The sequence below is a fragment of the Pseudonocardia sp. Ae150A_Ps1 genome, assembly GCF_001932315.1.
GTDB lineage: Bacteria > Actinomycetota > Actinomycetes > Mycobacteriales > Pseudonocardiaceae > Pseudonocardia.
Genome location: NZ_MCIJ01000001.1, coordinates 2,516,311 through 2,541,358 on the forward strand (window position 1 = coordinate 2,516,311; position 25,048 = coordinate 2,541,358).

Annotated in this window: 19 protein-coding genes and 1 pseudogene; 4 read left to right on the forward strand and 16 right to left on the reverse strand. The window is 73.3% G+C overall.

Annotation, left to right across the window (positions count from 1 at the left end; translation table 11 throughout):
• Window positions 1–3 precede the first annotated feature (3 nt).
• The 4 genes from Ae150APs1_RS31155 to Ae150APs1_RS11560 are packed head-to-tail and all read right to left on the reverse strand — an operon-like array spanning window position 4 to window position 4,974.
• Window positions 4–1,242 (reverse strand): ABC transporter permease, encoded by a 1,239-nt coding sequence (locus tag Ae150APs1_RS31155; RefSeq protein WP_010230145.1) that lies wholly within the window; start codon window positions 1,240–1,242, stop codon window positions 4–6.
• A complete protein-coding gene (locus Ae150APs1_RS31160) occupies window positions 1,239–2,318 on the reverse strand; it encodes an ABC transporter permease (protein ID WP_010230148.1) in 1,080 nt (359 codons plus the stop codon). Before Ae150APs1_RS31160 ends, Ae150APs1_RS31155 begins: the two co-directional genes overlap by 4 nt.
• Window positions 2,315–3,826, reverse strand: a complete 1,512-nt coding sequence (locus Ae150APs1_RS11555) for an ABC transporter ATP-binding protein (RefSeq protein WP_075297476.1) — start codon at window positions 3,824–3,826, stop codon at window positions 2,315–2,317. The genes Ae150APs1_RS31160 and Ae150APs1_RS11555 overlap by 4 nt, the downstream gene beginning before the upstream one ends.
• Window positions 3,823–4,974 carry a BMP family ABC transporter substrate-binding protein gene (locus Ae150APs1_RS11560; protein WP_170918075.1) on the reverse strand — a complete coding sequence of 384 codons (1,152 nt, stop codon included), beginning with the start codon at window positions 4,972–4,974 and terminating at the stop codon, window positions 3,823–3,825. The genes Ae150APs1_RS11555 and Ae150APs1_RS11560 overlap by 4 nt, the downstream gene beginning before the upstream one ends.
• 203 nt (window positions 4,975–5,177) lie before the next feature.
• On the opposite strand from Ae150APs1_RS11560, the gene Ae150APs1_RS11565 reads away from it, so the two are divergent.
• The gene (locus Ae150APs1_RS11565) at window positions 5,178–5,630 is read left to right on the forward strand and encodes an SRPBCC family protein (protein ID WP_010230155.1); all 453 of its coding nucleotides are present in this window, start codon (window positions 5,178–5,180) and stop codon (window positions 5,628–5,630) included.
• A 26-nt stretch (window positions 5,631–5,656) separates the two neighbouring features.
• Window positions 5,657–6,979 carry a serine hydrolase gene (locus Ae150APs1_RS11570; RefSeq protein ID WP_249266303.1) on the forward strand — a complete coding sequence of 441 codons (1,323 nt, stop codon included), beginning with the start codon at window positions 5,657–5,659 and terminating at the stop codon, window positions 6,977–6,979.
• Between the two features lie 664 nt (window positions 6,980–7,643).
• Here Ae150APs1_RS11570 and yhjD read toward each other — a convergent pair.
• The 9 genes from yhjD to Ae150APs1_RS11615 form a co-directional block, all read right to left on the reverse strand.
• Entirely contained in the window at window positions 7,644–8,708 is a 1,065-nt protein-coding gene (gene yhjD, locus Ae150APs1_RS11575) for an inner membrane protein YhjD (RefSeq protein ID WP_010229378.1), read from the reverse strand.
• A gap of 43 nt (window positions 8,709–8,751) precedes the next feature.
• The gene (trpS, locus tag Ae150APs1_RS11580) at window positions 8,752–9,768 is read right to left on the reverse strand and encodes a tryptophan--tRNA ligase (RefSeq protein ID WP_010229375.1); all 1,017 of its coding nucleotides are present in this window, start codon (window positions 9,766–9,768) and stop codon (window positions 8,752–8,754) included.
• Window positions 9,769–9,789: 21 nt separating this feature from the next.
• Window positions 9,790–10,692, reverse strand: a complete 903-nt coding sequence (locus tag Ae150APs1_RS11585) for a helix-turn-helix domain-containing protein (RefSeq protein ID WP_060574878.1) — start codon at window positions 10,690–10,692, stop codon at window positions 9,790–9,792.
• A gap of 204 nt (window positions 10,693–10,896) precedes the next feature.
• Complete coding sequence (locus tag Ae150APs1_RS11590; RefSeq protein WP_060574877.1) at window positions 10,897–11,121, reverse strand: hypothetical protein; 225 nt, start codon at window positions 11,119–11,121, stop codon at window positions 10,897–10,899.
• A 50-nt stretch (window positions 11,122–11,171) separates the two neighbouring features.
• The gene (locus tag Ae150APs1_RS11595; RefSeq protein ID WP_075297483.1) at window positions 11,172–13,766 is read right to left on the reverse strand and encodes a bifunctional FO biosynthesis protein CofGH; all 2,595 of its coding nucleotides are present in this window, start codon (window positions 13,764–13,766) and stop codon (window positions 11,172–11,174) included.
• An 81-nt stretch (window positions 13,767–13,847) separates the two neighbouring features.
• The gene (locus Ae150APs1_RS11600) at window positions 13,848–14,357 is read right to left on the reverse strand and encodes a YbaK/EbsC family protein (RefSeq protein WP_075297485.1); all 510 of its coding nucleotides are present in this window, start codon (window positions 14,355–14,357) and stop codon (window positions 13,848–13,850) included.
• A gap of 41 nt (window positions 14,358–14,398) precedes the next feature.
• Window positions 14,399–15,232 (reverse strand): protein kinase, encoded by an 834-nt coding sequence (locus Ae150APs1_RS11605; protein WP_075297487.1) that lies wholly within the window; start codon window positions 15,230–15,232, stop codon window positions 14,399–14,401.
• A complete protein-coding gene (locus Ae150APs1_RS11610) occupies window positions 15,229–16,074 on the reverse strand; it encodes an exodeoxyribonuclease III (RefSeq protein ID WP_075297489.1) in 846 nt (281 codons plus the stop codon). The genes Ae150APs1_RS11605 and Ae150APs1_RS11610 overlap by 4 nt, the downstream gene beginning before the upstream one ends.
• A 42-nt stretch (window positions 16,075–16,116) precedes the next feature.
• Window positions 16,117–16,449, reverse strand: a complete 333-nt coding sequence (locus Ae150APs1_RS11615) for a hypothetical protein (protein ID WP_010234099.1) — start codon at window positions 16,447–16,449, stop codon at window positions 16,117–16,119.
• A 249-nt stretch (window positions 16,450–16,698) separates the two neighbouring features.
• On the opposite strand from Ae150APs1_RS11615, the gene Ae150APs1_RS11620 reads away from it, so the two are divergent.
• On the forward strand, window positions 16,699–18,930 hold the full coding sequence (locus tag Ae150APs1_RS11620) for an NADP-dependent isocitrate dehydrogenase (RefSeq protein WP_075297491.1): 2,232 nt from the start codon (window positions 16,699–16,701) through the stop codon (window positions 18,928–18,930).
• 427 nt (window positions 18,931–19,357) lie between these two features.
• On the opposite strand, the gene Ae150APs1_RS11625 is transcribed toward Ae150APs1_RS11620, so the two are convergent.
• Window positions 19,358–19,666 carry a DUF3017 domain-containing protein gene (locus Ae150APs1_RS11625; RefSeq protein WP_060574872.1) on the reverse strand — a complete coding sequence of 103 codons (309 nt, stop codon included), beginning with the start codon at window positions 19,664–19,666 and terminating at the stop codon, window positions 19,358–19,360.
• Between the two features lie 34 nt (window positions 19,667–19,700).
• Window positions 19,701–20,552 (reverse strand): bifunctional methylenetetrahydrofolate dehydrogenase/methenyltetrahydrofolate cyclohydrolase, encoded by an 852-nt coding sequence (locus tag Ae150APs1_RS11630; RefSeq protein WP_075297493.1) that lies wholly within the window; start codon window positions 20,550–20,552, stop codon window positions 19,701–19,703.
• A gap of 231 nt (window positions 20,553–20,783) precedes the next feature.
• On the opposite strand from Ae150APs1_RS11630, the gene Ae150APs1_RS11635 reads away from it, so the two are divergent.
• Window positions 20,784–21,443 (forward strand): GPR1/FUN34/YaaH family transporter, encoded by a 660-nt coding sequence (locus Ae150APs1_RS11635; RefSeq protein ID WP_033200406.1) that lies wholly within the window; start codon window positions 20,784–20,786, stop codon window positions 21,441–21,443.
• 21 nt (window positions 21,444–21,464) lie between these two features.
• On the opposite strand, the pseudogene Ae150APs1_RS11640 reads toward Ae150APs1_RS11635, so the two are convergent.
• Window positions 21,465–24,821: pseudogene (locus tag Ae150APs1_RS11640) on the reverse strand (error-prone DNA polymerase).
• Window positions 24,822–25,048: the final 227 nt, after the last annotated feature.

Genomic DNA, 25,048 nt, shown 5'->3' on the forward strand with positions numbered 1-25,048 from the left:
CACCTAGCGGCCCTCCCCGCGCCGGTACGGATCGCCGAGCCGGGCCGGTGGTCGTAGTCGCTGGGACGCTGCCGCGAGCACGATCAGCGTGACCAGCTGCGGGGCGTAGGACGCGAACTCCGACGGCACCGACTCGATCGACCAGTACAGCGCGTAGACCGCGACGCCGGCGCCCAGCGCGACCGCGGCGGCCGTCCACATCCGCCGGATCGCCCACAGCACGGCGACGACGACCGCGACGAGGGTCGCGGCGTAGAGGAGCGCGTGCACCGCCTCGCCCCCGGCCCGCAGCTGCAGGCCGTCGACGTAGCCGAACAGCGCCGAGCCGACCAGCAGCCCGGCGGGCCGCCAGTTGCCGAAGATCATCGCGGCGAGTCCGATGTAGCCGCGGCCGCCCACCTGGTTCTCCAGGTAGCCGAGCTGGCCGGGGTTGAGCACCAGCGCCGCGCCGCCGAGCCCGGCGAGCCCGCCGGAGACGATCACCGCGGCGTACTTGTGCAGCACGACGTCGACGCCCAGCGACTCGGCCGCCACCGGCGACTCGCCCGACGACCGCAGGCGCAGCCCGAACGGTGTCCGCCACAGGACCCAGAAGCTGAACGGGACCAGCGCGAACCCGAGGACGACGATCGGCGTCAGCCCGGTGACCAGGCCGGACAGCAGCCCGGCGAGGTCCGACACGAACACCCGTTGCTGTGCCTCCAGCGCCTGCAACCCCTGCGAGACGCCGGGTACGGAGAACTCGGTGAACCCGTCGAGCCGCGGGGACTGGCGGGGGTTCTGCGAGACCGGTGCGAAGACGAGCGTCGCCAGGTACTTGGTGATCCCGGTACCGAGCAGCGTGATCGCCACACCGGAGACGATGTGGTTGACGTTGAACGTGACCGTCGCGACCGCGTGCACCAGCCCGCCGAGCGCGCCGAACGCGAGCCCGCCGAGCATCGCAGCCCACGGCCCCCACTGGTAGCCGGCCCAGGCGGCACCCCAGGTCCCGAGCACCATCATGCCCTCGAGACCGATGTTGATGATGCCCGCGCGCTCGGCCCAGAGCCCGCCGAGCGCCGCGAACAGGATCGGCAGGCCGAGCCGGACGGCGGCCTCCGACGTGCCGGACGAGGCGAGCTGGGTCTGCCCGGTCAGCGTCACCGTGATCGACAGGACGAGCACCAGCCCCGCCGCGATCAGCGCGGACCGCGCCCAGCCGGGCAGCCGCCCGGCGCGTTCCAGGACGGCGGCGGTCATGTCGTCGCCTCCACCCGTTCCGGAGCGGGTGCGGAGTCCGCGACCCGCCGCTGCTCGGCGCGCCGCTCCACCCGTCGTACCAGCTCGTAGGCGACGACCACCGACAGCACGATCAGCCCCTGCATGATCAGCACGATCTCCCGCGGGATCCCGACGACGTCGAGCGCCACCGCGGACTTGTCCAGGAACGCCCAGAGCAGCGCGCCGAGCGCGATGCCCACCGGGTGGTTGCGGCCCAGCAGCGCGATCGCGATGCCGGTGAAGCCGTACCCCTGCGGCGACGTGAGCGTGTAGGCGTGGTCGCGGCCGAGCAGCTCGGGCAGCCCGATCAGGCCGGCGACGGCGCCGGAGAGCAGCAGTGCGACGACGATCGTCCGGCGGGCGTTCACCCCGCCCGCCGACGCCGCCGTCGCCGACTCGCCGGAGGCACGCAGCTCGAAGCCGAACCGGGTGCGGGCCAGCAGGAACCAGTAGCCCGCTCCCAGCGCCCCGGCGACGAAGACCATCCCGAAGATCGTCCCGTTGCCGACCGAGATCCCCGGGAACCAGCCGGACTCCGGGATCGGCGGGGTGGTGATGTTGTTGCCGCGCAGCTCGCCGAAGGTCTCGGCCCGGATCAGGAAGGCGATCAGCCCGGTGGCGATCGCGTTCAGCATGATCGTCGAGATGACCTCGGAGACGCCGCGGTAGGCCTTGAGCAGGGCGGGGATCGCGATCCACGCCGCCCCCGTCAGCACCGCCACGACCATGATCAGCAGCGTGTGCAGCACCGGCGGCAGGACCACGGTCCCGCCGACGATCGCCGCCACGCAGGCGGCGACCCGGAACTGCCCCTCGACGCCGATGTTGAACAACCGCATCTGGAAGCCGATCGCGACCGCCAGCGCGGCGATGTAGTAGACGGCGGCGGAGTTCACCGTGTCCACCGCGACCGTGCCCGAACCGAGCTGGGACAGGATCGTGGTGATCGCCGTCCACGGTGAGGCGCCGCTGATCAGCAGCGCGACCGCGCACAGCAGCGCGGCGACGCCGATCGCCAACGCGGGCGCCACGATCGCGCCCCGCAGCCGGATCATGTCGCGGCCCCGGTCATCTTCGTGCCCAGCTCCTCGGGGGTGACGGTGGCGGGATCGGCGGTGCCGACCAGCCGCCCGTCCAGGATGACGGCGAGCGTGTCGGACAGCCCGATCAGCTCGTCCAGGTCGGCGGAGACCAGCAGCACGGCGAGGCCCGCGGCCCGGGCCCGGCGCAGCTCGGCCCAGATCCCGGCCTGCGCGCCGACGTCGACGCCGCGGGTCGGGTGCGCGGCGATCAGCAGCACCGGCTCACCGGACAGCTCCCGCCCGACGACGAGCTTCTGCTGGTTGCCCCCGGAGAGCGCCGACGCCATGACGTCGATGCCGGGCGTGCGGACGTCGAAGTCGCTCACGATCCGTGCGGTGTCGGCGCGGGCCGCGGCCCGGTCGATCAGCCCGCGCCGCCCGATCGGCGGCCGGGACTGGAAGCCGAGCACCCGGTTCGCCCACAGTGGCTGCTCGCCGAGCAGGGCGTGCCGGGACCGGTCCTCGGGGACGTAGCCGACGCCGCGCTCGCGGCGGGCCATCGTGGACAGCCCGGAGACGTCGTCGCCGGAGAGCAGGACCCGGCCGCGGGCGTGCCTGCGCATCCCCATGACCGTCTCGACCAGCTCGGTCTGGCCGTTGCCCTCGACGCCGGCGATGCCCACGACCTCACCGGCGTGCACGACGAGATCGACGCCGTCGAGCAGGTCCCGGCCGCCGTGCGGGTCGGGCAGGCCGAGCCCCTCGACGCGGAGGACCTCGCGGTCGGTGACGGTCGAGTCGCGGGTCTCCGGCGACGGCAGCTCGGAGCCGACCATCATCTCGGCGAGCTCGCGGTTGGTGACCGAGCCGGGGTCGGCGGTGCCGACCGTGCGGCCGCGCCGGACGACCGTGATCCGGTCGGCGATGGCGCGCACCTCGTCGAGCTTGTGCGAGATGAACAGGAACATGTAGCCGTCGGCCCGCATCGAGCGCACGGTCGCGAACAGCTCGTCGACCTCCTGCGGGACCAGCACGGCGGTCGGCTCGTCGAGGATCACCGTGCGGGCACCCCGGTAGAGCACCTTGAGGATCTCGATGCGCTGCCGGTCGGCGACGCCGAGGTGCTCGACGAGCGAGTCCGGCCGCACCCCGAGCCCGACGGTCGCGGACAGCTCCGCGATCCGGGCCCGGCCGGCGCGCCCGATGCCGTGCAACCGCTCTGCCCCGAGCAGCACGTTCTCGGCGACGGTGAGGTTGTCGGCCAGCATGAAGTGCTGGTGGACCATCCCGATCCCGGCGGCGATCGCGTCGGCGGGATTACGGAAGCGGATCTCCGCCCCACCGACGGCGATCGTGCCCTCGTCGGGCGGCTGCATCCCGTAGAGGATCTTCATCAGGGTCGACTTGCCGGCCCCGTTCTCGCCGCACAGGGCGTGGACCTCACCGGTGGCCACGGCGAGGTCCACGCCGTCGTTGGCGACGACGCCGGGGAACCGCTTGGTGATCCCGCGCAGTTCGACCGCGTACGGCTCCTGTGTCACTTCGTCGAGGTGACCTGGATCTGCCCGGCGATGATCGCGGCCTTGTACGCCTCGAGCTGCGGCCGGATGTCGTCGACCTGTCCACCGGAGAGGGAGTAGCCGACGCCGTCGTTCTTGAGGTCGAACCGCTCGGGCAGCTGGTCGACCGTGTTGCCGGCGACGGCGTTGACGTAGTCGTACACCGCCACGTCGACCCGCTTGATCATCGACGTCATGATCGTGTCGCGGACCTCGGTCAGCTGCGGCGAGTTGTACTGGTCGGAGTCGACCCCGATCGCCTTCTTCTGCGCGGTCTGCGCGGCCGCGAAGACGCCCTGGTTCGACTGCCCCGCGGCGGCGAAGGAGATGTCCGAGCCGCTGTCGTACTGGCCGGAGGCGATCTCGGTGCCGCGGGTGGCGTCGTTGAAGCCGGAGAAGTCTCCGGCCGGCGAGATGTAGGACGCGTCGACCTGGACGTCCGGCGCGACGGCCGTGGCGCCCTGCTCGTACCCGGCCTCGAACTTCTGGATCAGCGGGTTGTCGACGCCGCCGACGAAACCGACCTTGCAGGCCGCCGTCTTGAGCGCGGCTGCGGCACCCACCAGGAAGGAGCCCTGCTCCTCGGCGAACACCAGCGGGGTGACGTTGGGGAGGTCGACGGTGTCGTCGTCGACGATCGCGAACTGCGTCTGCGGGAACTCCTTCGCGACCGTGCCCACGCCGGTGGCGTAGTTGAAGCCGACCGCGATGATCGGGTCGAAACCGCCCTGCGCGAGCTGACGGAGCCGGTTCGTGCCGGCGTCCTCGCTCTCGCCCTGCTGCGCGGTCGCCTCGCGGGTGTTGGCCTTCTGCAGGCCCAGCTCGGCGACGGCCCGGTCCAGGCCGGCCGCGGCGGCGTCGTTGAACGACGCGTCGCCCCGCCCGCCGATGTCGTAGGCCAGGCCGACCTTGAGCGGGCTCGCGTCCGCCTTCGGCTTCTCCGGTGCCGGCTGCGCGCTCGCCGCCGGGACGGACGGCGGCGCGACGCGCTCGCACTCTCCGCCCTGCGCGGTCCCCCCACCGCCGCCGGTGTCGCGGGCACAGCCCGACAGTGCGAGTGCCGCGACGGCCGCGACGGCGATCGCGGTCGCGAACCGGCCACGCCGTCCGATGCGCTGGTTGATCCGCACGAACGTCCTCCCCGTTCCGGCACCGCTCGGTCGGCGGCGCACGTTCCCGCGGGACGGTAATCGTTCACCGGGTCCGGCGGCAGAGTCGAAACATCGTCGTGACGCGGAATCGTCGAGCGGTTGACGGACGGTACGGTTCACCCACCCGGAGCAGCTCCTGGGCCGGGTGCCGCCGTATGCCTCGTCGAGGAGGACGAACCGTCGTGGACCGTGCCGAAGTGACCGTGGACGCCCCGCCCGAGAAGGTGTGGGACCTGGTCTCGGACATCACCCGGGCCGGCGAGTGGAGCCCGGAGGCCACCGGCGGGCGCTGGCGCGACGGCGCGACCGGACCCGCCGTCGGCGGGCGGTTCGTCGGTGGGAACCGGCACGGCGCGATCCGCTGGTCGACCCACTGCCGGGTCACCGAGTGCGAGCCGGCCCGCCGGTTCACCTTCGTCGTCTCCGAGTCGCGGACCGCGTGGGGCTGGGTGCTGACCCCGGCCGACGGCGGCGCGGCCACGCAGCTCACCGCCTGGCGGGAGAGCGTCGGGCGGCCCCCGTTGCCGGTCCGGCTGCTGCAGCGCAGCGGTCTGCTGGGGCGGGACCGCGAGGGAATGATGCGGGACGGCCTGCAGCGCAGCCTCGACCGCGTGCGGAGCATCGTCGAGGGCTGAGCCCCACCATGGGGCATGCTGCGCGTGTGACGACGACGGCCCGCCGGTGGCGGCGGTGCGCGACGGCCCTGCTGGTGCCCGGGCTGCTCCTGCTGACGGCGGGTGCGGCGGTCGCAGCACCGGACGCTTCCGCCTCCGGGCCGGGCGGTTCCTGGCTCGCCGACCTCGCACCGGGCGGTACCCGGCTCGTCGGCCCGGTCCCGGCCGCCGCAGCCGGCTGTCCCGGTCAGGCCGCCCCGCCCGGTCCGCCCGCGGCCGAGGAGACCGTCCCCGTGGCGCCGCTCCCGGTGCCGTCGCCGCCCGTCGGCGGCCTGGCCGTCTGCGCCGACGCCCACGTCGGCCCGGTGCCGCCGCCCCCGGTCGGCGTCGCGTCCTACGTGGTCGCCGACCTGGACTCGCACGAGGTCCTCGCCGCACGCGCCCCGCACGCCCGGGAGCGGCCGGCGTCCACGATCAAGCTGCTGCTCGCGCTCGCGGCCGACGAGGTGCTCCCGCCGGAGCGGGTCGTCGTCGGCACGGTGGAGGACGCGAACATCGACGGCAGCCGCGCCGGTGTCGGCCCCGGCGGCCGCTACACCGTCGACCAGCTGCTGCACGGCCTGCTGCTGGCCTCCGGCAACGACGCGGCGCACGCGCTGTCCCGCGAGCTCGGCGGGGACCAGGCGACGCTGGCCGCGATGCAGGACGCCGCCGCGCACCTCGGGGCCCGCGACACCCGGCCCGCGACGCCGTCCGGGCTGGACGGTCCGGGGATGTCGTCATCGGCATACGACCTCGCACTGATCCTGCGGGCGGCGCTCGACCGGCCCCGGATCGCGGCGGCGCTGCGCACCCCGAGCATCCCCTTCCCCGGGTTCGCCGACCGTCCGGGCTTCGAACTCGGCAACGACGACCGCATGCTCGGCACCCCCGGCTTCCTCGGTGGGAAGAACGGGTTCACCGACGCCGCCCGGCACACCTTCGTCGGCGCCGTCGAACGCGACGGACGACGGCTGGTCGTCGCCCTCGTCCGCGGCGAGTCGCAGCCGGTGCGGATGGTGGACCAGGCACGATCGCTGCTGGACTGGGGCTTCGGCGCCCCGCAGGGCTCGCTCGGGACGCTCGTCGCACCGGGCGACGACACGCCCGTCGCCGATCTCGCGGCAGGGGCGGAGCCGGCCCCCGCTCCGGCTCCGGGCTCGGACTCGGGCTCGGGCTCGGGCTCGGGCTCGGGCTCGGGCTCGGATCCTGCTTCCGATCCGGATCGGGAGGGCACCGACCCCGGATCCGCGATCGCCGTCGGCGCGGTGGCCGCGGCGGTGGGGGTTGTGGCACTCCTCCTGACGCTGACCCGTCGCCGCCGCGGCTGACCCGCCGGACCGCCCCCGTCCGCGCCAGCCGCACACCCTCCGCGCCAGCCGCACACCCTCCACGCCAGCCGCACAGGGCTAGTCCTGTGCGGCATGCCGTCAACCTGTGCGGCGATGCGCCGAGTCGGGGCATCGCGGTCGCGGAACACAGGACGGCGGGTGTCTCCGCGGATCCGAGACCCGGCACCTACAGGTTCGGCAGAGGTCGCACCCAGCCTCGCCGCACAGGTTCACGCCGTGCCGCACAGGCTCACGCCTCGTCGCACAGGTCCCCATGCACCGCACAGGTCCGGCACCGGCCGCACAGCTCCAAGACCGTGCGGCGCACCCCCGACCTGTGCGGGGCCCTCCGGACGCTGCCGCGAACGGGCCAGGCCACGAGACACGATCAACGGCGGCCAGACCTGCAACGCGTGGACCCGGATGCTCGTGGGGCGAGACCGCCCGACGCACAACGCCGCGCCCGATCGGGGCTGTCCACTGCTCGTGCCCGACCACACCCGCACAGGCTCCGCGATCACCGCACAGCTTCAGCACCAGCCGCACGGCGTCCGGCTTGTGCGGCACTCCCCCAACCTGTGCGGCGATCCCTCTACCTGCGCGGCGTACCTCCTACGTGTGCGGCGATGCCGATCAACACTGCTGTGGGGCCGGGACGAGTACCTCAGTGGCGGCGCCGGCCCCAGGCCCGGAGGCCGAGCACCCCGCCGAGGAGTCCGGCGGTGACCAGCCCCGCCGACGCGAGCGCGCCGGGCCCCTCCCGCACGACGTACTGCGGGCGGATCACGGCAGGGGCCGGGACGTCGCGCGGGCCCTGGTCGTTCTCCTCGGCGCTCGCCGCCCAGGCGGTGACGAACAGCAGGAACCGCGACGTGAAGAAGATGAAGATCAGCAGACCGAGGATCGACCCGAACGCGGCACCGGCCGGCGAGTTACCGATCGTCCCCAGGTAGACGACCATGACCTGCTGCAGGATCGCGAACCCGATCGCGCCGATCAGCGCGGCCTTGGCGGCACTGCGGAAGCTGACCGGCTCGCGCGGCAGCCGGGCGATCACCCAGAGGAAGACCAGCCAGTTCCCGGCGAGACCGAGCAGGAACGCCGCGACCCCCAGCAGGAACCGGGCCCACCCGACCTCGCCGAGTCCGACCAGGTCGAGCAGGTAGGCACCGGCCGCGCCGCCGACCGACGCGATCGCGAACGAGGCGACCAGGGCCAGCCCCAGCCCGACCAGGGAGAGCAGGTCGAACGCCAGCCGCTTGATCATCGGCGGCGCGTCGTCGCGCTGTCCCCACTGCTCGGTGAGCGCCTCGCGGAGGTTGCTCATCCAGCCGATCCCGGAGTAGAGCGCACCGACGAGGCCGATCAGGCCGATCGCCCCCGCCTGCTTGATCGCGGTGTCGACGACGCCGCTGAGCAGCTGTCCGATCTCCCCCGGCGCGGCCGACGCGATCCCGTCCTGCAGCGACTGCAGCAGCTCCTCGTTCCCGCGCAGCACGAACCCGGCCGCGGCGAACGCGACCATCAGCAGCGGCACCAGTGCGAGGACCGAGAAGTAGGTGATGGCCGCCGCGTAGTGGTCACCGTGGTTCTCGGTGTACCGCGCACCGGCCCGCACCAGGTGGTCCAGCCACGGGCGCTGCTCCCGCTGCCGCTCGAGGAAGGTCGGGCCCTCCTCCTCGTCCTCGTCGAACCGGTGCGCCGTCGTGGTCGGACGGTTGTCGGCCATGGTTCCCCCGGGTTCGGTCGTGCTCGCCCGCCCCGGGCGGTGGTCACACCGTGGGCGGGAGGAGCCCGATCCTCTCGTGAACCGCGGCCAGTGTCGCGCCGGACACCTCGCGCGCCCGGGTGGCGCCCGTCGCGAGGACCCGGTCGAGCTCGGCCGGATCGGCCAGGTAGCCGTTCACCTTCTCGGCGAACGGCTCGGCGAACCCGGCGACGATCTCGCCGAGGTCCTTCTTCAGGTCGCCGTACCCGCGACCGGCGTACTCCGCCTCGACCTCGGCGACCTTGCGGTCGGTCATCGCCGCGTTGATCGTGAGCAGGTTCGCGATGCCCGGCTTGCCCTCCGGGTCGTAGCGGATCTCCCGCTCGTTGTCGGTGACGGCCGAGCGGATCTTCTTAGCGGACGTCTTCGGCGGGTCGAGCAGCTCCACGATCCCCGACGGCGACGACGCCGACTTGCTCATCTTCGCCGTCGGGTCCTGCAGGTCGTAGATCTTCGCCGTGGCCTGCGGGATGTGCGGCTCGGGCACCCGGAAGGTCTCGCCGAACCGGTGGTTGAACCGCTGCGCGAGGTTGCGGGTCAGCTCCAGGTGCTGGCGCTGGTCCTCACCGACCGGCACCCGGTCGGGCTGGTAGAGCAGGATGTCCGCAGCCTGCAGGATCGGGTAGGTGAACAGTCCGACGGTGGCGCGGTCGGTGCCCTGCTTGGCCGACTTGTCCTTGAACTGCGTCATCCGGCCGGCCTCGCCGAACCCGGTGATGCACTCCAGCACCCAGCTGAGGCGGGCGTGCTCCGGGACGTGCGACTGCACGAACAGGGCGGACCGCTCCGGGTCGAGCCCCAGGCCCAGGAGCTGCGCGGCGGCGACCCGGGTGCGCCGGGCCAGCTCCTTCGGGTCGTGCTCGACGGTGATCGCGTGCAGGTCGACGATGCAGTAGAAGGTGTCGTGGTCCTCCTGCAGCGCCACCCACTGCCGCAGCGCGCCCAGGTAGTTGCCGAGGTGGAACGAGTCGGCGGTGGGCTGGATCCCGGAGAGCACGCGCGGACGGTGGGCGTCGGTCATGGCTCCATCGTTCCAGCCCGATCAACGGGGTTGGACCGGGGACACCGAGCCCCGGTCGAACGCCCGGCCGCAGCGGTCACAGTCCAGCCGGACCTGCAGGTTCTCGCCGCAACCCACGTGCCGGATGACGATGTCGATCGGTGCGCCGTCACCGCCGATCCAGCGGTGCGACCAGTCGACGAGGCAGGCGTGGAGCGGGAACGACGCGCGTCCCTTGTCCGTCAGCCGGTAGCTGCCCGTCCCGGTGCGGACCAGCACGCCCAGCTCCACGAACCGGCGCAGCCGGTCGGAGAGCACCTCCGGCGAGATCCCCAGCTCGGTGGTGAAGCAGCTGAAGGACGTGATGCCGGTGAGCGCCGCCCCCAGCACCGTCACCCCCCACCGGTCGCCGATGATCTCCATCGCACCGGGGAGGAACGACAGCGGGTCGTCGGGCAGCGTCCCGCGGGTGCGCCGGGGGTGCTGCCGGGCGAGGACCTCCAGGCCGGGCGACCCCGGGACCCGGTGGAACTCGGTGTCCCGCGGACCGACGACGTCCCCGCACGAGACGCACCGCAGCTGCGGCCGCGACGGCTCGCCGCACGCCCGGTGCACGATGTCCGGCAGCGGCACCTCCCGCGGCACCCAGGTCTTCTCCCAGTCCCACGTGGTGATCAACAGCTTCCAGACGTCCTCGCCGCGCGGGGTCAGCGCGTACTCGCGCCGCTCGCGGCCACCCTCACGATAAGGACGGGTCTCCAGCAGGCCGGCCTCGACGAGCGAGCGCAGCCGCGCGGACAGGGTGGCGTCGGAGATGTTGAGGGTCTCGCGCCACCCCGCGTACCTGCGGACTCCCAGGAAGGCGCGCTGCAGGATGAGCAGTGTCCAGGTGTCGGCGAGCAGCCCGAGACCGCGCCCGACGGCACCCAGCGACTGCGACTGCACGCACCCTCCTCCTTGACCTGGACCGACCATGATCGTACTCTGCATCTGACTCTGCTCATCGAAGCCCGGTGTGCAGCGGGGAGCGCGCGCCGGGTGTGAGCGGAAGGTGGGTCCGCGCCGAGCGCGCGGTCCACCCGTCCACGACCGGTCGGGACGCGTGGCGGCGCAGAGGGGGACGCCGCCGCACTCCCGCCGGTCGTGCGGTCAGGCGGGACGGTTCCGGGGGGCCGTCTCGTCGCCGCCGTCACCGGCCGTGTCGTCGGCGGCGTCGGTGTCGTCGTCGGCGCTGCCGGACGCGGCCGCGGGTTCCACCGTCACGACACCCTTGTCGAGGTCGATCGGCCCCAGGCGCCACTGCTCCCCGCCCTGAGCCGCGTCCGAGTCCTCGTGGATCCGCTTCCGCGGGAACATCTCTCCGAGTACACCCATGCAGGCCACGGTACGGACACGGCGCCCGGCCGCGTCCGCCCGCGACGAGGTCAGGCCGGGGCGAGCGGCAGCATCCGCGGCCCCGACGGACGCGCCGGGGTGAGCACCGACGGCTCGCCGCGGTAGGTCGTCGTCCGCTGCCGCACCGGGCGCCCGGCCGCGTGCGCGATCTCCGTCAGCTCCTCCACCGAACGCTCCGAGCCGTTCTCCGACCCGGCCATCCGGCTGATGGTCTCCTCCATGAGCGTGCCGCCCATGTCGTCGGCGCCGCCGTTCAGCACCTGCCCGGCCAGCTCGTCACCGAGCTTCACCCAGGACACCTGGACGTGGTCGATCCGGCCGTGCAGGGCCAGCCGGGCGAACGCGTGCACGGCCCGGTTGTCGCGCTCCGTCGGCCCCGGCCGGGCGATCCCGGCGAGGTAGATCGGCGCGTTGTGGTGCACGAACGGCAGCGGGACGAACTCCGTGAACCCACCGGTCCGGTCCTGGACCGAGGCGAGCGTGCGCAGGTGTCCCAGCCAGTGCCGGGGCTCGTCGACGTGGCCGTACATCATCGTCGACGACGACGGGATCCCCAGCTCGTGCGCAGTCGACACGACCTCGATCCACTGCGACGCCGGCAGCTTGCCCTTGGTCAGCACCCAGCGGACCTCGTCGTCGAGGATCTCCGCGGCCGTACCCGGGATCGACCCGAGCCCGGCGGCCTTGAGCTCGCTCAGCCACTCCCGGATCGACACCCCGGCCTTCGCGGCGGCGGAGACGATCTCCATCGGGGAGAACGCGTGCACGTGCATCCCCGGCACCGCCTCGTGTACCGCGCGCACCAGGTCGGCGTAGAACGACACCGGCAGCTGCGGGTCGATGCCGCCCTGCACGCACACCTCGGTCGCACCGTCGCGGGCGGCCTCGGCGGCACGCTGGGCGATCTCGTCGAGCGAGAGCCGGAAGGCGTCGGCGTCGCGCTCGCGCTGGGCGAACGCACAGAACCGGCAGCCGACGTAGCAGACGTTCGAGAAGTTGATGTTGCGGTTGACGACGTAGGTGACGTCGTCGCCGTTGACCTGCCTGCGGACGTCGTCGGCGAGCCGGGTCAGCTCCCGCAGCGCGGGCCCCTCGCCGGTCAGGACGGCCATCGCGGCGGCCTCGTTCGCCGGGTCCAGCAGTGCGGCCGGGTCGGACGCGGCGAGCTCCAGCCCCGCCTTCACGTCCCCCGCCAGCCGCTCGGGCGCCCGCGCCCGCGCCCGCTGGGACTCCAGCTCGGCCGCGACCTCGTCCCAGTCGCCGTAGACCGAACCGAAGTCGCTGCGCCGGTCGTCGGTCCGCCCCTCGGTGTCGACGGCGGTGTGGAGGTCGGTCCGCCCGGTGGACTCGAAGCCGCCGTCGGGCTCCTGCCAGGGCAGCCCCTGCACGACGGCGCCGGGGTCGGCCAGGCCGTCCGGCGTCGCGAGCGCGGCGACGTGGCCGTGCAGCCGGGTGTCGATCCAGGGCGACCCGGCCCGCACGTACTTCGGGTAGGCGGTGAGGCGTTCGCGCAGCTCGAAGCCCTCCTCCGCGGTGACCCGGGCCAGCTCGTCGACGGCTGGCCACGGCATCTCCGGGGACACGTGGTCGACGGTCACCGGGGACACGCCGCCCCAGTCGTCGATCCCGGCGCGCAGCATCAGCGCCTGCTCGTCGCCGACCAGGTTCGGCGGCGCCTGCAGCCGGACCTTGGGCCCCAGGACGAGCCGGGAGACGGCGATGGTGGCGGCGAGGTCGTCGAGATCGGCGTCCGGGTCGTTCGCCATCGCGGTGTCGGGCTTGGCCCGGAAGTTCTGGACGATGACCTCCTGCACGTGCCCGTGCTGGCGGGCCGCGGACCGGATCGCGAACAGCGACTCGGCCCGCTCCGTGCGGTTCTCCCCGATCCCGATCAGGATCCCGGTGGTGAAGGGGACGCCGACGCGGCCGGCGTCGGCGAGCGCACGCACCCGGACCGCGGGCTCCTTGTCGGGGCTGCCGAAGTGCGGGCCGCCCTTCTCGAACAGCCGCTGCGAGGTAGTCTCCAGCATCATCCCCATGCTGGCCGCGACCGGCTTGAGCCGGGTGATCTCCTCCCAGGACATGACGCCCGGGTTCAGGTGCGGCAGCAGCCCAGTCTCCTCGAGCACGGCGATCGCGCAGGCCCGGACGTAGTCCAGCGTCGAGTCGTAGCCACGGGCCTCGAGCCACTCACGGGCCTGCGGCCAGCGCTCCTCGGGCCGGTCCCCGAGGGTGAACAGCGCCTCCTTGCACCCCTGCGCCGCACCCTGCCGGGCGATCTCGACGACCTCGTCGCGCTCCAGGAACATCGAGTCGAGCCGGTGCGGGACGGTCGCGAACGTGCAGTAGTGACACCGGTCCCGGCACAGCCGGGTCAGCGGGATGAAGACGTTGCGGGAGTACGTGACGACGCCCGGGCGCCCCTCCTCGACCAGACCCGCGTCGCGGACGCGGCCGGCGTGGGAGAGCAGCTCGTCGAGATGCTCACCACGCGCGGCGAGCAGCACGGCGGCCTCGGTGACGTCCAGCGTGGACCCGTCCCGTACCCGGCGCAGCGCCCGGCGCAGGGCGGAGTCCGACGGGGCGGCCTCGGCCGGGACGGGGGCGGCAGGAGTGTCGGCCATGGGATCCACACTAGGTACCCCGGAACGGCGCAGCGACCCTCCGATCGACTACGGAGCATCTCCTCACTGCCGGGAATAGATCTAGGCGACCTCGGCCGCCGTGCCACCGGTGACCGCGACGAGTTCGGCGAAGGTCGTCGGGAACACCGACCGCGCGACACCACCCGCGGCCCAGACGCGGTCGTAGTCGTCGAGGGCGACGTCGACCAGGGTGCGCAGCGGCGCCGGGTGCCCGACGGGCGCCACACCGCCGATGACCTGCCCGGTCGCCGTCCGCACGAACTCCTTGTCGGCCCGCCCGACGGGCACCCCCAGGAGTGCCGCGACCCGGTCGGTGTCCACCCGGTGCCGGCCCGAGGTGAGGACGAGCAGCGGCTCCCCGCCGGCGTCGAACACCAGCGAGTTCGCGATCTGGCCGACCTCGACGTCCAGCGCGGCGGCCGCGGCGGCCGCGGTCGTCACCGCGTCGGGCAGCAGGACGAGCCCGGCGATCGACGCCGGGTCGGCGCCGGCCCGGCGCAACGACTCCTTCACGGACGCGACGCGGGGGTGGTCGGCGGGGTGCTCGGCGGCGCCGGTGGTCTCGCTCATGGCTCCATCCTGGTGGTGCGGGCGAGCGGTTTCCGGGTGGCCTAACGCACGACCCAGAGGAGCATCGCGACGACGGCGACGGCCAGCAACGCGGCCACGACCAGCAGGATCCACCGGTTCCGCCCCAGGTCACCGCCGCTCCCACGGGGCCCGGCGGCCCGTCCCAGCAGCGCGTCGGCGTCGTCCGGCCCCAGTCGCTCCGCAGGATCGGCCGCGGTCAAACCGGTGATCGCCTGCGCCAGCGGGCTGCCCGGGGCGGCCTCCCGGCCGCCGGCGTGGTGCAGCACCGCGCCGAGGCTCCACAGGTCCGCTGCCGGGGTGTCCCCGGTGCCGCCGTCGCGTTCGGGCGCGGTGAAGGCCCCGGTGTCGGCGCCGGCGGCCCGCGGTCCGACGGCCCGGCTCAGCCCGACGTCGGTGACCAGCGCGCGGCCGTCCGGCGTGATCAGGACGCAGTCCGGGTCGAGACCGCCGTGCGTGCCCGCGGCGGCGTGCACGTCGCGCAGTGCGGCCAGCACCTCGCGGCCGATCCCGGCGACGGCGCGCAGTGACGGCGGATCGTCACCGGCGACGAGCCGCCCGAGCGGGCGGGCGTCGGGGTGCTCGGTGACCAGGTACTCGCGCATGCCGCCGACCGCGGCCCGGTCGGTGATCAGGTCCAGGACGCCGACGACGCCCGGGTGCCGCAGCCGGCCCGCGGCCCGGACCTCGGCGAGCAGCCGCTGCCGCGCGGCACCGTCGGCGAGCATCACGATCTCGGTGACGGCCACGGTCCGGCCGGTGATCCGGTCCTCGGCACGCCGGGACGGGCCGAACCCGCGCCGGTCGAGCTCGTCGAGCAGGAGGTAGCGACCCCCGACGACCCTGCTCTCGATCACTCGGTACCTCCGGCCGGGGCGCCGGCCCCGAGCCGGACCACCACGGGCGCGTGGTCCGACCAGCGGGTGTCGTGCGACGGCGCGCGCTCCACGACGGCCTCGTGCGCGGCCGCGGCGAGCCCCGGCGTCGTCAGGAGGTGGTCGATCCGCCAGCCGACGTCGTTGTCGAACGCGCGGCCGCGGTAGGTCCACCACGAGTACGGCCCGTCGGTGCCGGGGTGCAGGGCGCGGACGACGTCGGTCCAGCCGTGCTCCAGGAGTCCGGCGAACCACTCGCGCTCGTGCGGCAGGAACCCGGAATTGCGTTGGTTGTTGCGCCAGTTCCGCAGGTCCTGCTCGGTGGGAGCGATGTTCCAGTCACCGGCGACGACCATCTCGCGGTCGGTGGCGGCGCACCGCGCGAACGCGGTGCACAGGTGGTCGCCGAAGGTCTTGAGGAACGCGTCCTTGGCGTCCTGCTTGTCCGTGCCCGCGACGCCCTTGGGCAGGTACAGCGAGGCGACGGTGAGGTCACCGGGCAGGTCGACCTCGAGGTAGCGGCCATCGAGGTCGATGGCCGGGTCGCCGAAGCCGATGCGCACCGCCTCCGGCTCGGACCGGCTCAGGACGGCGACGCCGTTGCGCCCCTTCGCCGTCTCGCACGGCGCGAGACGCAGGTGCCATCCGGCGGCCGCGAGCGCGTCGGTGAGGGCCGCAGGCAGCTCCTCGGGCCGCGCCCGGACCTCCTGGAGGCAGACGGCGTCGGCGTCGGTGACCGCCAGCCAGTCGAGCAGCCCCTTGCCGGTGGCCGCCCGGACACCGTTGACGTTCGCGGTGGCGAGGGCACGGACGGGAGGAGGCACGCCCCTACCCTCCCGTACCGGAGGTCACGCGCTGCAACCCCCTCAGCACACGCTGCCCGCGGTCGCGGCGACGCTGTTCGACGGCACCCACCGGTCGCCGCCGGTGAGTTTGCGGAAGCCGCTGTCGACGATCGTCTCGGCGCCGACCTCCTCGCCCCGGGTGAGCGTGTCGACCGGCTGCGCGGACGCCGCGGGCGCCGCGCGGACCGTCACCTCGGCGGCCTGCACGGTCACCCGGCAGGTGCTGCCGAACTCGTCGGTGGCGCCGCCGTAGAGCAGGGCCACGGCGGTCAGCCCGACCGCGATCAGCGCCACCAGGGGCCATCCGCTCAGGAACGTCGTCCTCGTGAGCCCCGGGATCTTCACCTTCGCCACGCGGTCCGTCCCCTCCCCGCCGTCGTCGTCGTGCGTACGGTAGCCGGTCCGGCACGTTCCGCAGATCCACCGGCCGGGGTGTCGGACGGGTTACTCCTGCGGGCGGACGGGGGTCCGAACGGGATAGCGTGTGCCGCGGAAAGCGGGCCGCCGCGCCGGGGCCCCCGCCCGGTCACCCCGGGCAGGTCGTCGGCGTCGCGGCAGGGCCGCAGCACACACCCGACGAGCCCGAGGCAGGCCAGACACGCGATGAAGCTCATCTACACGTACACCGACGAGGCGCCGGCACTGGCGACCCACTCCTTCCTGCCGGTCATCGAGGCCTTCGCCGGGCAGGCCGGGGTCGACGTGGAGACCCGTGACATCTCGCTGGCCGCGCGCATCCTGGCGAAGTTCCCGGACCGGCTGACCGACGCGCAGCGCGTCCCGGACTCCCTCGCCGAGCTCGGCGAGCTGGCGAAGACCCCGGACGCCAACATCATCAAGCTGCCGAACATCAGCGCCTCGATCCCGCAGCTCAAGGCCGCGATCAAGGAACTGCAGGGCGCCGGCTACGACGTCCCGGACTACCCCGAGGACCCGCGGACCGACGACGAGAAGGCCGCCCGCGCCGCGTACGACGCCGTCAAGGGCTCCGCGGTGAACCCCGTCCTGCGCGAGGGCAACTCCGACCGCCGCGCCCCGGCGTCGGTGAAGAACTTCGCCCGGAAGCACCCGCACTCGATGGGCGCCTGGAGCTCCGACTCGAAGTCCCACGTCGCGACCATGTCCGACGGTGACTTCCGGCACTCCGAGAAGTCCTTCACCGTCGCGGCCGACGGCGCGCTGCGGATCGAGCACGTCGCCGCCGACGGCACCGTCACCGTCCTCAAGGACGCGGTGAAGGTCCTGGCCGGCGAGGTGATCGACGGCTCGGTCATGCGGCGCGAGGCGTTGCAGGCGTTCCTCGCCGAGCAGGTCGCCGACGCGAAGGCGAAGGGTGTGCTGTTCTCGGTGCACCTCAAGGCCACGATGATGAAGGTCTCCGACCCGAAGATCTTCGGGCACGCGGTGCGCGCCTACTTCGCCGACGTGTTCGCCGCCTACGGCGACGACCTCGCCTCGGTCGGCGCCGACCCGGACGACGGGCTGGCCTCGGTGCTGTCCGCGCTGGAGAAGCTGCCCGCCGACAAGCGCGAGGCCATCGAGAAGGCGATCACCGCCGCGTACGAGACCGGCCCGGCGCTGGCCCAGGTCGACTCGTCGCGCGGGATCACCAACCTGCACGTCCCCAGCGACGTCATCATCGACGCGTCGATGCCGGCCGCGATCCGGTCCTCGGGCCAGATGTGGAACGCCGACGACGCGACGCAGGACGCCAAGTTCGTCATCCCGGACTCGTCCTACGCCGACCTGTACGACGAGACCGTCAAGCACTGCATCGCCAACGGTGCCTTCGACCCGACGACGATGGGCACCGTCCCGAACGTCGGCCTGATGGCGCAGAAGGCCGAGGAGTACGGCTCGCACGACAAGACCTTCGAGATCGCCTCCGCGGGCACCGTCCGCGTGGTCGACGCCGCCTCCGGCGAGGAGAAGCTCTCCCACGAGGTCGCCGAGGGCGACATCTGGCGCGCCTGCCAGACCAAGGACGCCCCGATCCGCAACTGGGTCGGGCTGGCCGTCGACCGGGCCCGCGCCACCGGGTCCCCGGCCGTGTTCTGGCTGGACTCCTCGCGCGCCCACGACGCGCAGCTGATCGCCAAGGCCGAGGCCTACCTGGGCGAGCTCGACACCGACGGTCTGACCATCGAGATCCTCCCGGTCGGCGAGGCCACCCGGTACACCCTGGAACGGGCACGCAAGGGCGAGGACACCATCTCGGTCACCGGCAACGTGCTGCGCGACTACCTGACCGACCTGTTCCCGATCCTCGAGCTGGGCACCTCGGCGAAGATGCTCTCGATCGTCCCGCTGATGAACGGTGGCGGCCTGTTCGAGACCGGCGCCGGCGGTTCGGCGCCGAAGCACGTCCAGCAGCTGCAGAAGGAGAACCACCTGCGGTGGGACTCCCTCGGCGAGTTCCTGGCGCTGGCCGTCTCGCTGGAGATGCTGGCGTCGAAGTCGCCGGACCCGCTGCGCGCGAAGCTGCTGGGCCAGGCGCTCGACGACGCGACCGGTCTGCTCCTGGAGAACGGGAAGTCGCCGTCCCGCAAGGTCGACGAGCTGGACAACCGGGGCAGCCACTTCTACGTCGCGTGGTACTGGGCGCAGGCGCTCGCCGAGCAGACCGAGGACCCGGAGCTGGCCGCGGTGTTCGCCCCGCTCGCGAAGGCCCTCGGCGAGCAGGAGGAGACCATCCTCGGTGAGCTGAACGGCGCGCAGGGCGACCCGGTCGACCTCGGCGGCTACTACTACGTGGACCGAGCGAAGGCCGACTCGGTGATGCGTCCGAGCGCGACCCTCAACGCCGCGATCGACGGGTTCGCCGGCTGGAGCTGATCCCGCGCACCACCTCCGCACGAGGGCCCGTACCCGCATCGCCGGGATGGGCCCTCGGCGCATCCGGGGCGACCCCTGCTCACATACGGCCACCCGGATGATCACCATTGCGATCATCGGGTGACCCGGAGGCCGACGGGGACGATCTTGGACCCGTCCGGCGGCATCCCCCGTCACCCAGCGTGCGTAGCGCCCGGTAGAATTCTGTTAGCGATGATCATTATCAAGCAGCCGACCGCCGTGCCGCCCGGGGCCACCGGCCCCGCCCGGCCGGACCGTCGTACGCCCGGGACGTCGCACGGCCCCCGGGCCACCAGCACCGGCCCCGGGCGCCCAGGCAGCAAGCGCCCGGCCGGTCCGCGGCGCCCGCCCACCCGTCGCCCGGCCGGGACCAGCCACTCCCGGCGGCGCCCGGCGCTGAGCGGTCTCAGCTGACGGTCAGCGAGCCCCGGGTGATCGTCAGGGCCAGCGCCAGCACGGCGAGGCCGAACCCGCCGTAGACGAGCGCATCGACGTAGCGGCCGCGGACGGCGAGCAGCCCCACCCGGTCCGGTGGCAGCACCACCCGCAGCACGGCCGCGACGAGCATCGCGACACCGAGGGCGGCCGATCCCTCCCGCCAGTGCTCGGTGGCCACCCGCTGCAGCCCGATCAGGGCGATCGCGAGGACGGTGAGCAGCGGCCAGTACGCGCGCAGCCGCGCTCGCAGCCCGAACCCGCTCCGGGTCGTCGCCATCGGTGCTCCTCCGCCCCGGCCGGGTGCCGGACGCTCAGCCCGCCGCGCGCTCCGCGGCCTCGACCACGTTCGTCAGCAGCATCCCGCGGGTCATCGGGCCGACACCACCCGGCATCGGCGCCAGCAGCCCGGCCACCTCCGCGACCTCCGGTGCAACGTCGCCGACCAGGCCGAGATCGGTCCGGGTCACGCCGACGTCGAGCACCGCCGCCCCCGGCTTGACCTGGTCCGCGGTGATCAGTCCCGCCCTGCCCGCGGCCGCGACGACGACGTCGGCCTCCCGCAGGTGCGCGGTCAGGTCCGTCGTACCCGTGTGGCACAGGGTCACGGTGGCGTTCTCGCTGCGCCGGGTCAGCAGCAGGCCCAGCGGACGGCCGACGGTGACCCCGCGCCCGACGACCACGACCCGCGCGCCGTCCAGCTCGACACCGAAGCGCCGGCACAGCGCGACGATCCCGCGCGGCGTGCACGGCAGCGGACCGGGCTCACCGAGCACCAGCCGGCCGAGGTTGACCGGGTGGAGGCCGTCGGCGTCCTTGAGCGGGTCGACGCGCTCCAGCGCGGCGCCCGAGTCCAGCCCGGCCGGGAGCGGGAGCTGGACGATGAACCCCGTGCACGACGGGTCGGCGTTCAGCTCGTCGATCGTGTCGTCGACCTGGGCCTGGCTCGCGTCGGCCGGCAGCTCGCGCTGCAGGGAGGTGATCCCGACCTTCGCGCAGTCGCGGTGCTTGCCGCGGACGTAGGCGTGTGATCCGGGGTCGTCACCGACCAGGACGGTTCCCAGGCCGGGGGTCCACCCGGCCGCCGTCAGCTTCTCGACGCGGACCCGCAGATCCTCGAGCAGTTCCGCCAGGGTCGCCTTGCCGTCCATGACCGTTGCACTCACATCAGGCATCCTCGCAGGTGCGGGTACGGGCCGCCGAACCTGACCGAAGGACGCGGACGTACCGCCGAGGTAGAGGATCCGGGCGGTCCGACCTGGGAGAACAGGCTTTCTGCGTGCAACCGGGGTAGGGGATGCGGTCTGGTCGTCCGGAGGGGCCGGAAACGATCTCGACGAGAGCAGAATCACACGGCCGGTGCCGGACCGGTGACCGAACTCGACGAGGAGTCTGCGATGAGTGTGGAGAGCGAGACCGCTGGGGCCCAGACGGCCGCCCCGCCCGCGGCGGCCGCGCCGGCCGCCAACCCCGCCCTGATGGGCCTGATCTGCTTCCTGCCCTCGGGCATCACGCTGGGCCTCTGGTTCGTCGGCTACCTGGACACCACCGCGCTGCCCGGCGGCATGATCCCGATCGTCACCTTCTCCGCGGGCCTGTTCCTGCTGCTGGCCGCGATGTCCGCACTGCGGGTCGGGGACAGTGTCACCGCCGCGATCTTCGGGGTGTTCTCCGCGTTCTGGACCAGCTTCGGTGTCCTCCTGATGGCGCTGAACAACGGCTGGATCATCGACGCCGGCACGGGCGGACCGCTGGCGACCGACCAGATCGGGTCGATCCAGTCGGCCTACCTGCTGTCGTTCACCCTGGTCTTCATCCTGCTGACGCTGGCCACCCTGCGCCTGCCGCTGATGTTCACGATCGGCTTCGTACTGGTGGACATCACCTTCGTGCTGGCCTACCTCGGCGTCACGGCCGGGAACGCGGGGCTGTTCCCGATCGCCGGGATCACGACCTTCGGGTTCTGCATCGTGTTCGCGTACATCCTGTTCGACGCCTTCGGCCAGACCCTCGGTGGACGCGCGATGGCGATGGGCAACCCGCTGGTCAAGTCCTGACGCATCCGCGGGATCCGCGGCTCAGCGGAAGTCGCGGGACTGCAGGGGGACGGCCAGCGGCATCCGCTGGAGCCGGTCCGCCAGCAGGTTGAGGACGCCCTCGGGGCTGCGTTCCAGCCGCCCGCGTACCAGCAGCGCGGCGCTGCCCAGCGCCACCGACCGGTACCGCGCCCACAGCCCCTCGGAGCAGGTCACGTTCAGCATCCCGGACTCGTCCTCCAGGTTCACGAACGTCACCCCGCGCGCCGTCGCCGGGCGCTGCCGGTGCGTGACCAGGCCGCCGACCAGGACCCGGGGTGGCGCGTCCGGCCCGGCGCGACGGCCGACGTCGTCGAGCCGGTCGATCCGGACCGCACCGAGCCCGTCGAGCTTCCCCCGCAGGTGCTGCACCGGGTGGCTGTCCGGTGAGACGCCGGTGGCCCAGACGTCGGAGACGGTCAGCTCGGCGTCGGTCATCCCGGGCAGCGCCGGTGCGTCGAAGCCGACGGTGGTGCCGGGCAGGTGCTCGGGCCGGACCCCCGCGACGACGCCGGCCGCCCACAGCGCCTCCCGGCGCTCCACCCCGAAACAGCCGAACGCCCCCGCGGTGGCCAGCGCCTCGGCCTGCGGCCCGGTCAGCCGGACCCGGCGGGCCAGGTCGGGGAGATCGGCGAACGGCCCCGCGGACGCCCGCACGGCGTCGACCGCACCGGCGAGGTCGGTGCCGATCGTGCGGATCCCGGACAGCCCGAGCCGGACCGCCCACCCCCCGATACTGTCCGGGTCGGGCTGCAGGATCGCGTCGGCCCGGCCCTCGTTCACGTCCGGACGGCGGACCCGCACGCCGTGCCGGCGGGCGTCGGCGACCAGCGACTGCGGCGAGTAGAACCCCATCGGCTGGGCGTTGAGCAGCGCCGCGCAGAACGCCGCCGGGTGATAGAGCTTGAATCAGGCCGAGTAGTAGACGAGCGCCGCGAAGCTGATCGAGTGGCTCTCCGGGAAACCGAAGTTCGCGAAGGCCAGCATCTTCGTGAAGATCGTCTCCGCGAGCTCGCCGGTGATCCCGTTGGCCGCCATCCCGTCGAAGCACCGGCCCCGCAACCGCTCCATCTTCTCGGTGGAGCGCTTGGCGCCCATCGCGCGGCGCAGCTCGTCGGCCTCGGCGGCGGAGAACCCGGCGACGTCGACGGCGATCTGCATCATCTGTTCCTGGAACAGCGGGATGCCCAGGGTCTTGTCCAGCGCGGGCTTCAGCAGCGGGTGGTCGTGCTCCCAGTCGTCGATCCTGTTGCGACGCCGGATGTAGGGATGCACCGAGCCGCCCTGGATCGGGCCCGGCCGGATCAGCGCAACCTCGACGACCAGGTCGTAGAACTCGCGGGGGCGCAGCCGCGGCAGCGTCGCCATCTGGGCGCGGGACTCGACCTGGAACACCCCGACCGAGTCGGCGCGGGAGAGCATCGCGTACACCTCCGGGTCGGACTCACCGATCCGGTGCAGCTCGATCCGGGTGCCGTCGTTCCGCTCGACCAGGTCGGCCATCAGGTGCAGGGCGGTGAGCATGCCCAGGCCGAGCAGGTCGAACTTGACCAGGCCGGCCGCCGCGCAGTCCTCCTTGTCCCACTGGACGACCGTGCGGTCCTCCATCCGGGCCCACTCCACCGGGACGACCTCGGACACCGGACGGTCGCAGATGACCATGCCGCCGGAGTGGATGCCGAGGTGCCGGGGTGCGCCCATGAGCTGCCCGGCGAGATCGAGCAGCAGCGGCGGCATCTGCAGTGTCTGCTCCCCGCCCGTCCCGAGTTCGGACGCCTCCAGCGCGTGCCACCGCTCCACCCGCTTGCTCCACGCGTCCTGCTGGCCGGGTGAGAACCCGAGCGCACGGGCGGTGTCGCGGACCGCCGACCGCGGCCGGTAGGTGATCACGTTCGCGACCTGTGCGGCGAAGAGCCGGCCGTAGCGCCGGTAGACGTACTGGATCGCCTCCTCCCGCCGTCCGGACTCGATGTCCAGGTCGATGTCGGGGTAGCCGTCGCGGTCCGGGGACAGGAACCGCTCGAACAGCAGGCCGTGCCGGACGGCGTCGACGTTGGTGATGCCCAGCGCGTAGCAGACCGCGGAGTTCGCGGCGGATCCCCGGCCCTGGCAGAAGATGTCCTCGCGGCGGCAGAAGTCCACGATGTCGTGCACGATCAGGAAGTAGCCGGGGAAGTTCTTCTCCTCGATGATCGCCAGCTCGCGCTCGACGGTGTACGCGGCGAACGGGTTCTCGTCGTGGCTGCCGTAACGCTGCAGCCGCCCGCGCTCGGTGAGCGCCCGCAGCCACGATGCCTCGGTCTCCCCCTCCGGCACGTCGAACGGCGGCAGGTCCGGCGCCACCAGGTGCAGCTCGAACGCCAGCTCCCGGCCCAGCCCGGCCGCCCGGGCCACCGCGCCCGGGTGCCGGTCCTCGAACCGGCGCGTCATCTCCCGGCCGGACCGAAGGTGTGCCGTGCCCGCCGCGGGCAGCCACGGGTCGATCTCGTCCAGGCTGCGCCGGGCCCGCACCGCGGCGACCGTGGCGGCCAGCGGCGCCCGGTCCGGGGCCGCGTAGTGCGCGGCGGTGGTGGCGACGGTCGCGACACCGGCCGCGGCGGCGAGCGCGGCCAGCGCGTCGTTCCGCTCGGTGTCGCACGGCTCGCCGTGCACGGTGAGCTCCACCCGCACGTTCTCCCGGCCGAACCGTTCCGCGAGGCGCTCCAGCGCGGCGGCCGCCGCCCCGGGTCCGTGCCGGTCCAGCGCCCGGCGCACCGCGCCCTTGCGGCAGCCGGTGAGCACGACGACCCGGCCCGCGGTGTCGGCGACGACCTCGTCGAGGTCGTAGACCGGGCGGCCCTTCTCGCCGCCGCGCATCTGCGCGGTGGAGATCGTGCGGCACAGCGCGCGGTAGCCATCGGGCCCGCGGGCGAGCAGGATCAGGTGCTCCCCCTCCGGGTCGGCGACACCGTTCTGCGGGGCGGACAGGCCCAGGCTCAGCTCGGCGCCGAACACGGTCCGGATGCCGAGCGCCCGGGCCGCCTCGGCGAACCGGACCACGCCGTACATGCCGTCGTGGTCGGTGAGCGCGATCGCCTCGAGCCCCAGCTCCGCGGCCCGCTCGACGATCTCCTCGGGGGCGCTCGCGCCGTCCAGGAAGCTGAAGTGCGAGTGACAGTGCAGCTCGGCGTACGGGACGGTCGCCGCACCGGCCCGCAGGCCCGCGGGCGGTTCGTACGGTCCGCGGTGGGCGGACCAGGCCGGGGCGTCGCCGCCGTCGGCCTCCGGGCCACCGCGCAGGCTCGAACCGTCGCGGACGGACCGGCCCGAGAGCGCACCCTCCAGCTCGGACCACGGGACGTCCGGATTCTGCCAGCCCACGGCCCGAGAGTACTCGAACGTCAGTTCGATGCGCGAGTGCTCCCGCGCGGGACCGGAGGGAGGCGACGGGCGTGCCGTGCGGGGACCGGCCGGCCGCTCCCCAGCGCCGGGCCGCGGGGCCACCCGGAGGGCCCAGTCGGATGTCGGCGGGCTGCTCGCGAGTGCCTCACCGACAGGACCGAGTCCACCAGCCGAACCTGTGGAAGTCCTGAGACAGGACCGTGAAC

Coding starts and splice junctions, on each gene's coding strand:
- Ae150APs1_RS11590 (WP_060574877.1), bottom strand. CDS start 11,121: ATGGGTGTACTCGGAGAGATGTTCCCGCGGAAGCGGATCCACGAGGAC.
- Ae150APs1_RS11600 (WP_075297485.1), bottom strand. CDS start 14,357: ATGAGCGAGACCACCGGCGCCGCCGAGCACCCCGCCGACCACCCCCGC.
- yhjD (WP_010229378.1), bottom strand. CDS start 8,708: ATGGCCGACAACCGTCCGACCACGACGGCGCACCGGTTCGACGAGGAC.
- Ae150APs1_RS11625 (WP_060574872.1), bottom strand. CDS start 19,666: ATGGCGACGACCCGGAGCGGGTTCGGGCTGCGAGCGCGGCTGCGCGCG.
- Ae150APs1_RS11620 (WP_075297491.1), top strand. CDS start 16,699: ATGAAGCTCATCTACACGTACACCGACGAGGCGCCGGCACTGGCGACC.
- trpS (WP_010229375.1), bottom strand. CDS start 9,768: ATGACCGACGCCCACCGTCCGCGCGTGCTCTCCGGGATCCAGCCCACC.
- Ae150APs1_RS31155 (WP_010230145.1), bottom strand. CDS start 1,242: ATGACCGCCGCCGTCCTGGAACGCGCCGGGCGGCTGCCCGGCTGGGCG.
- Ae150APs1_RS31160 (WP_010230148.1), bottom strand. CDS start 2,318: ATGATCCGGCTGCGGGGCGCGATCGTGGCGCCCGCGTTGGCGATCGGC.
- Ae150APs1_RS11635 (WP_033200406.1), top strand. CDS start 20,784: ATGAGTGTGGAGAGCGAGACCGCTGGGGCCCAGACGGCCGCCCCGCCC.
- Ae150APs1_RS11595 (WP_075297483.1), bottom strand. CDS start 13,766: ATGGCCGACACTCCTGCCGCCCCCGTCCCGGCCGAGGCCGCCCCGTCG.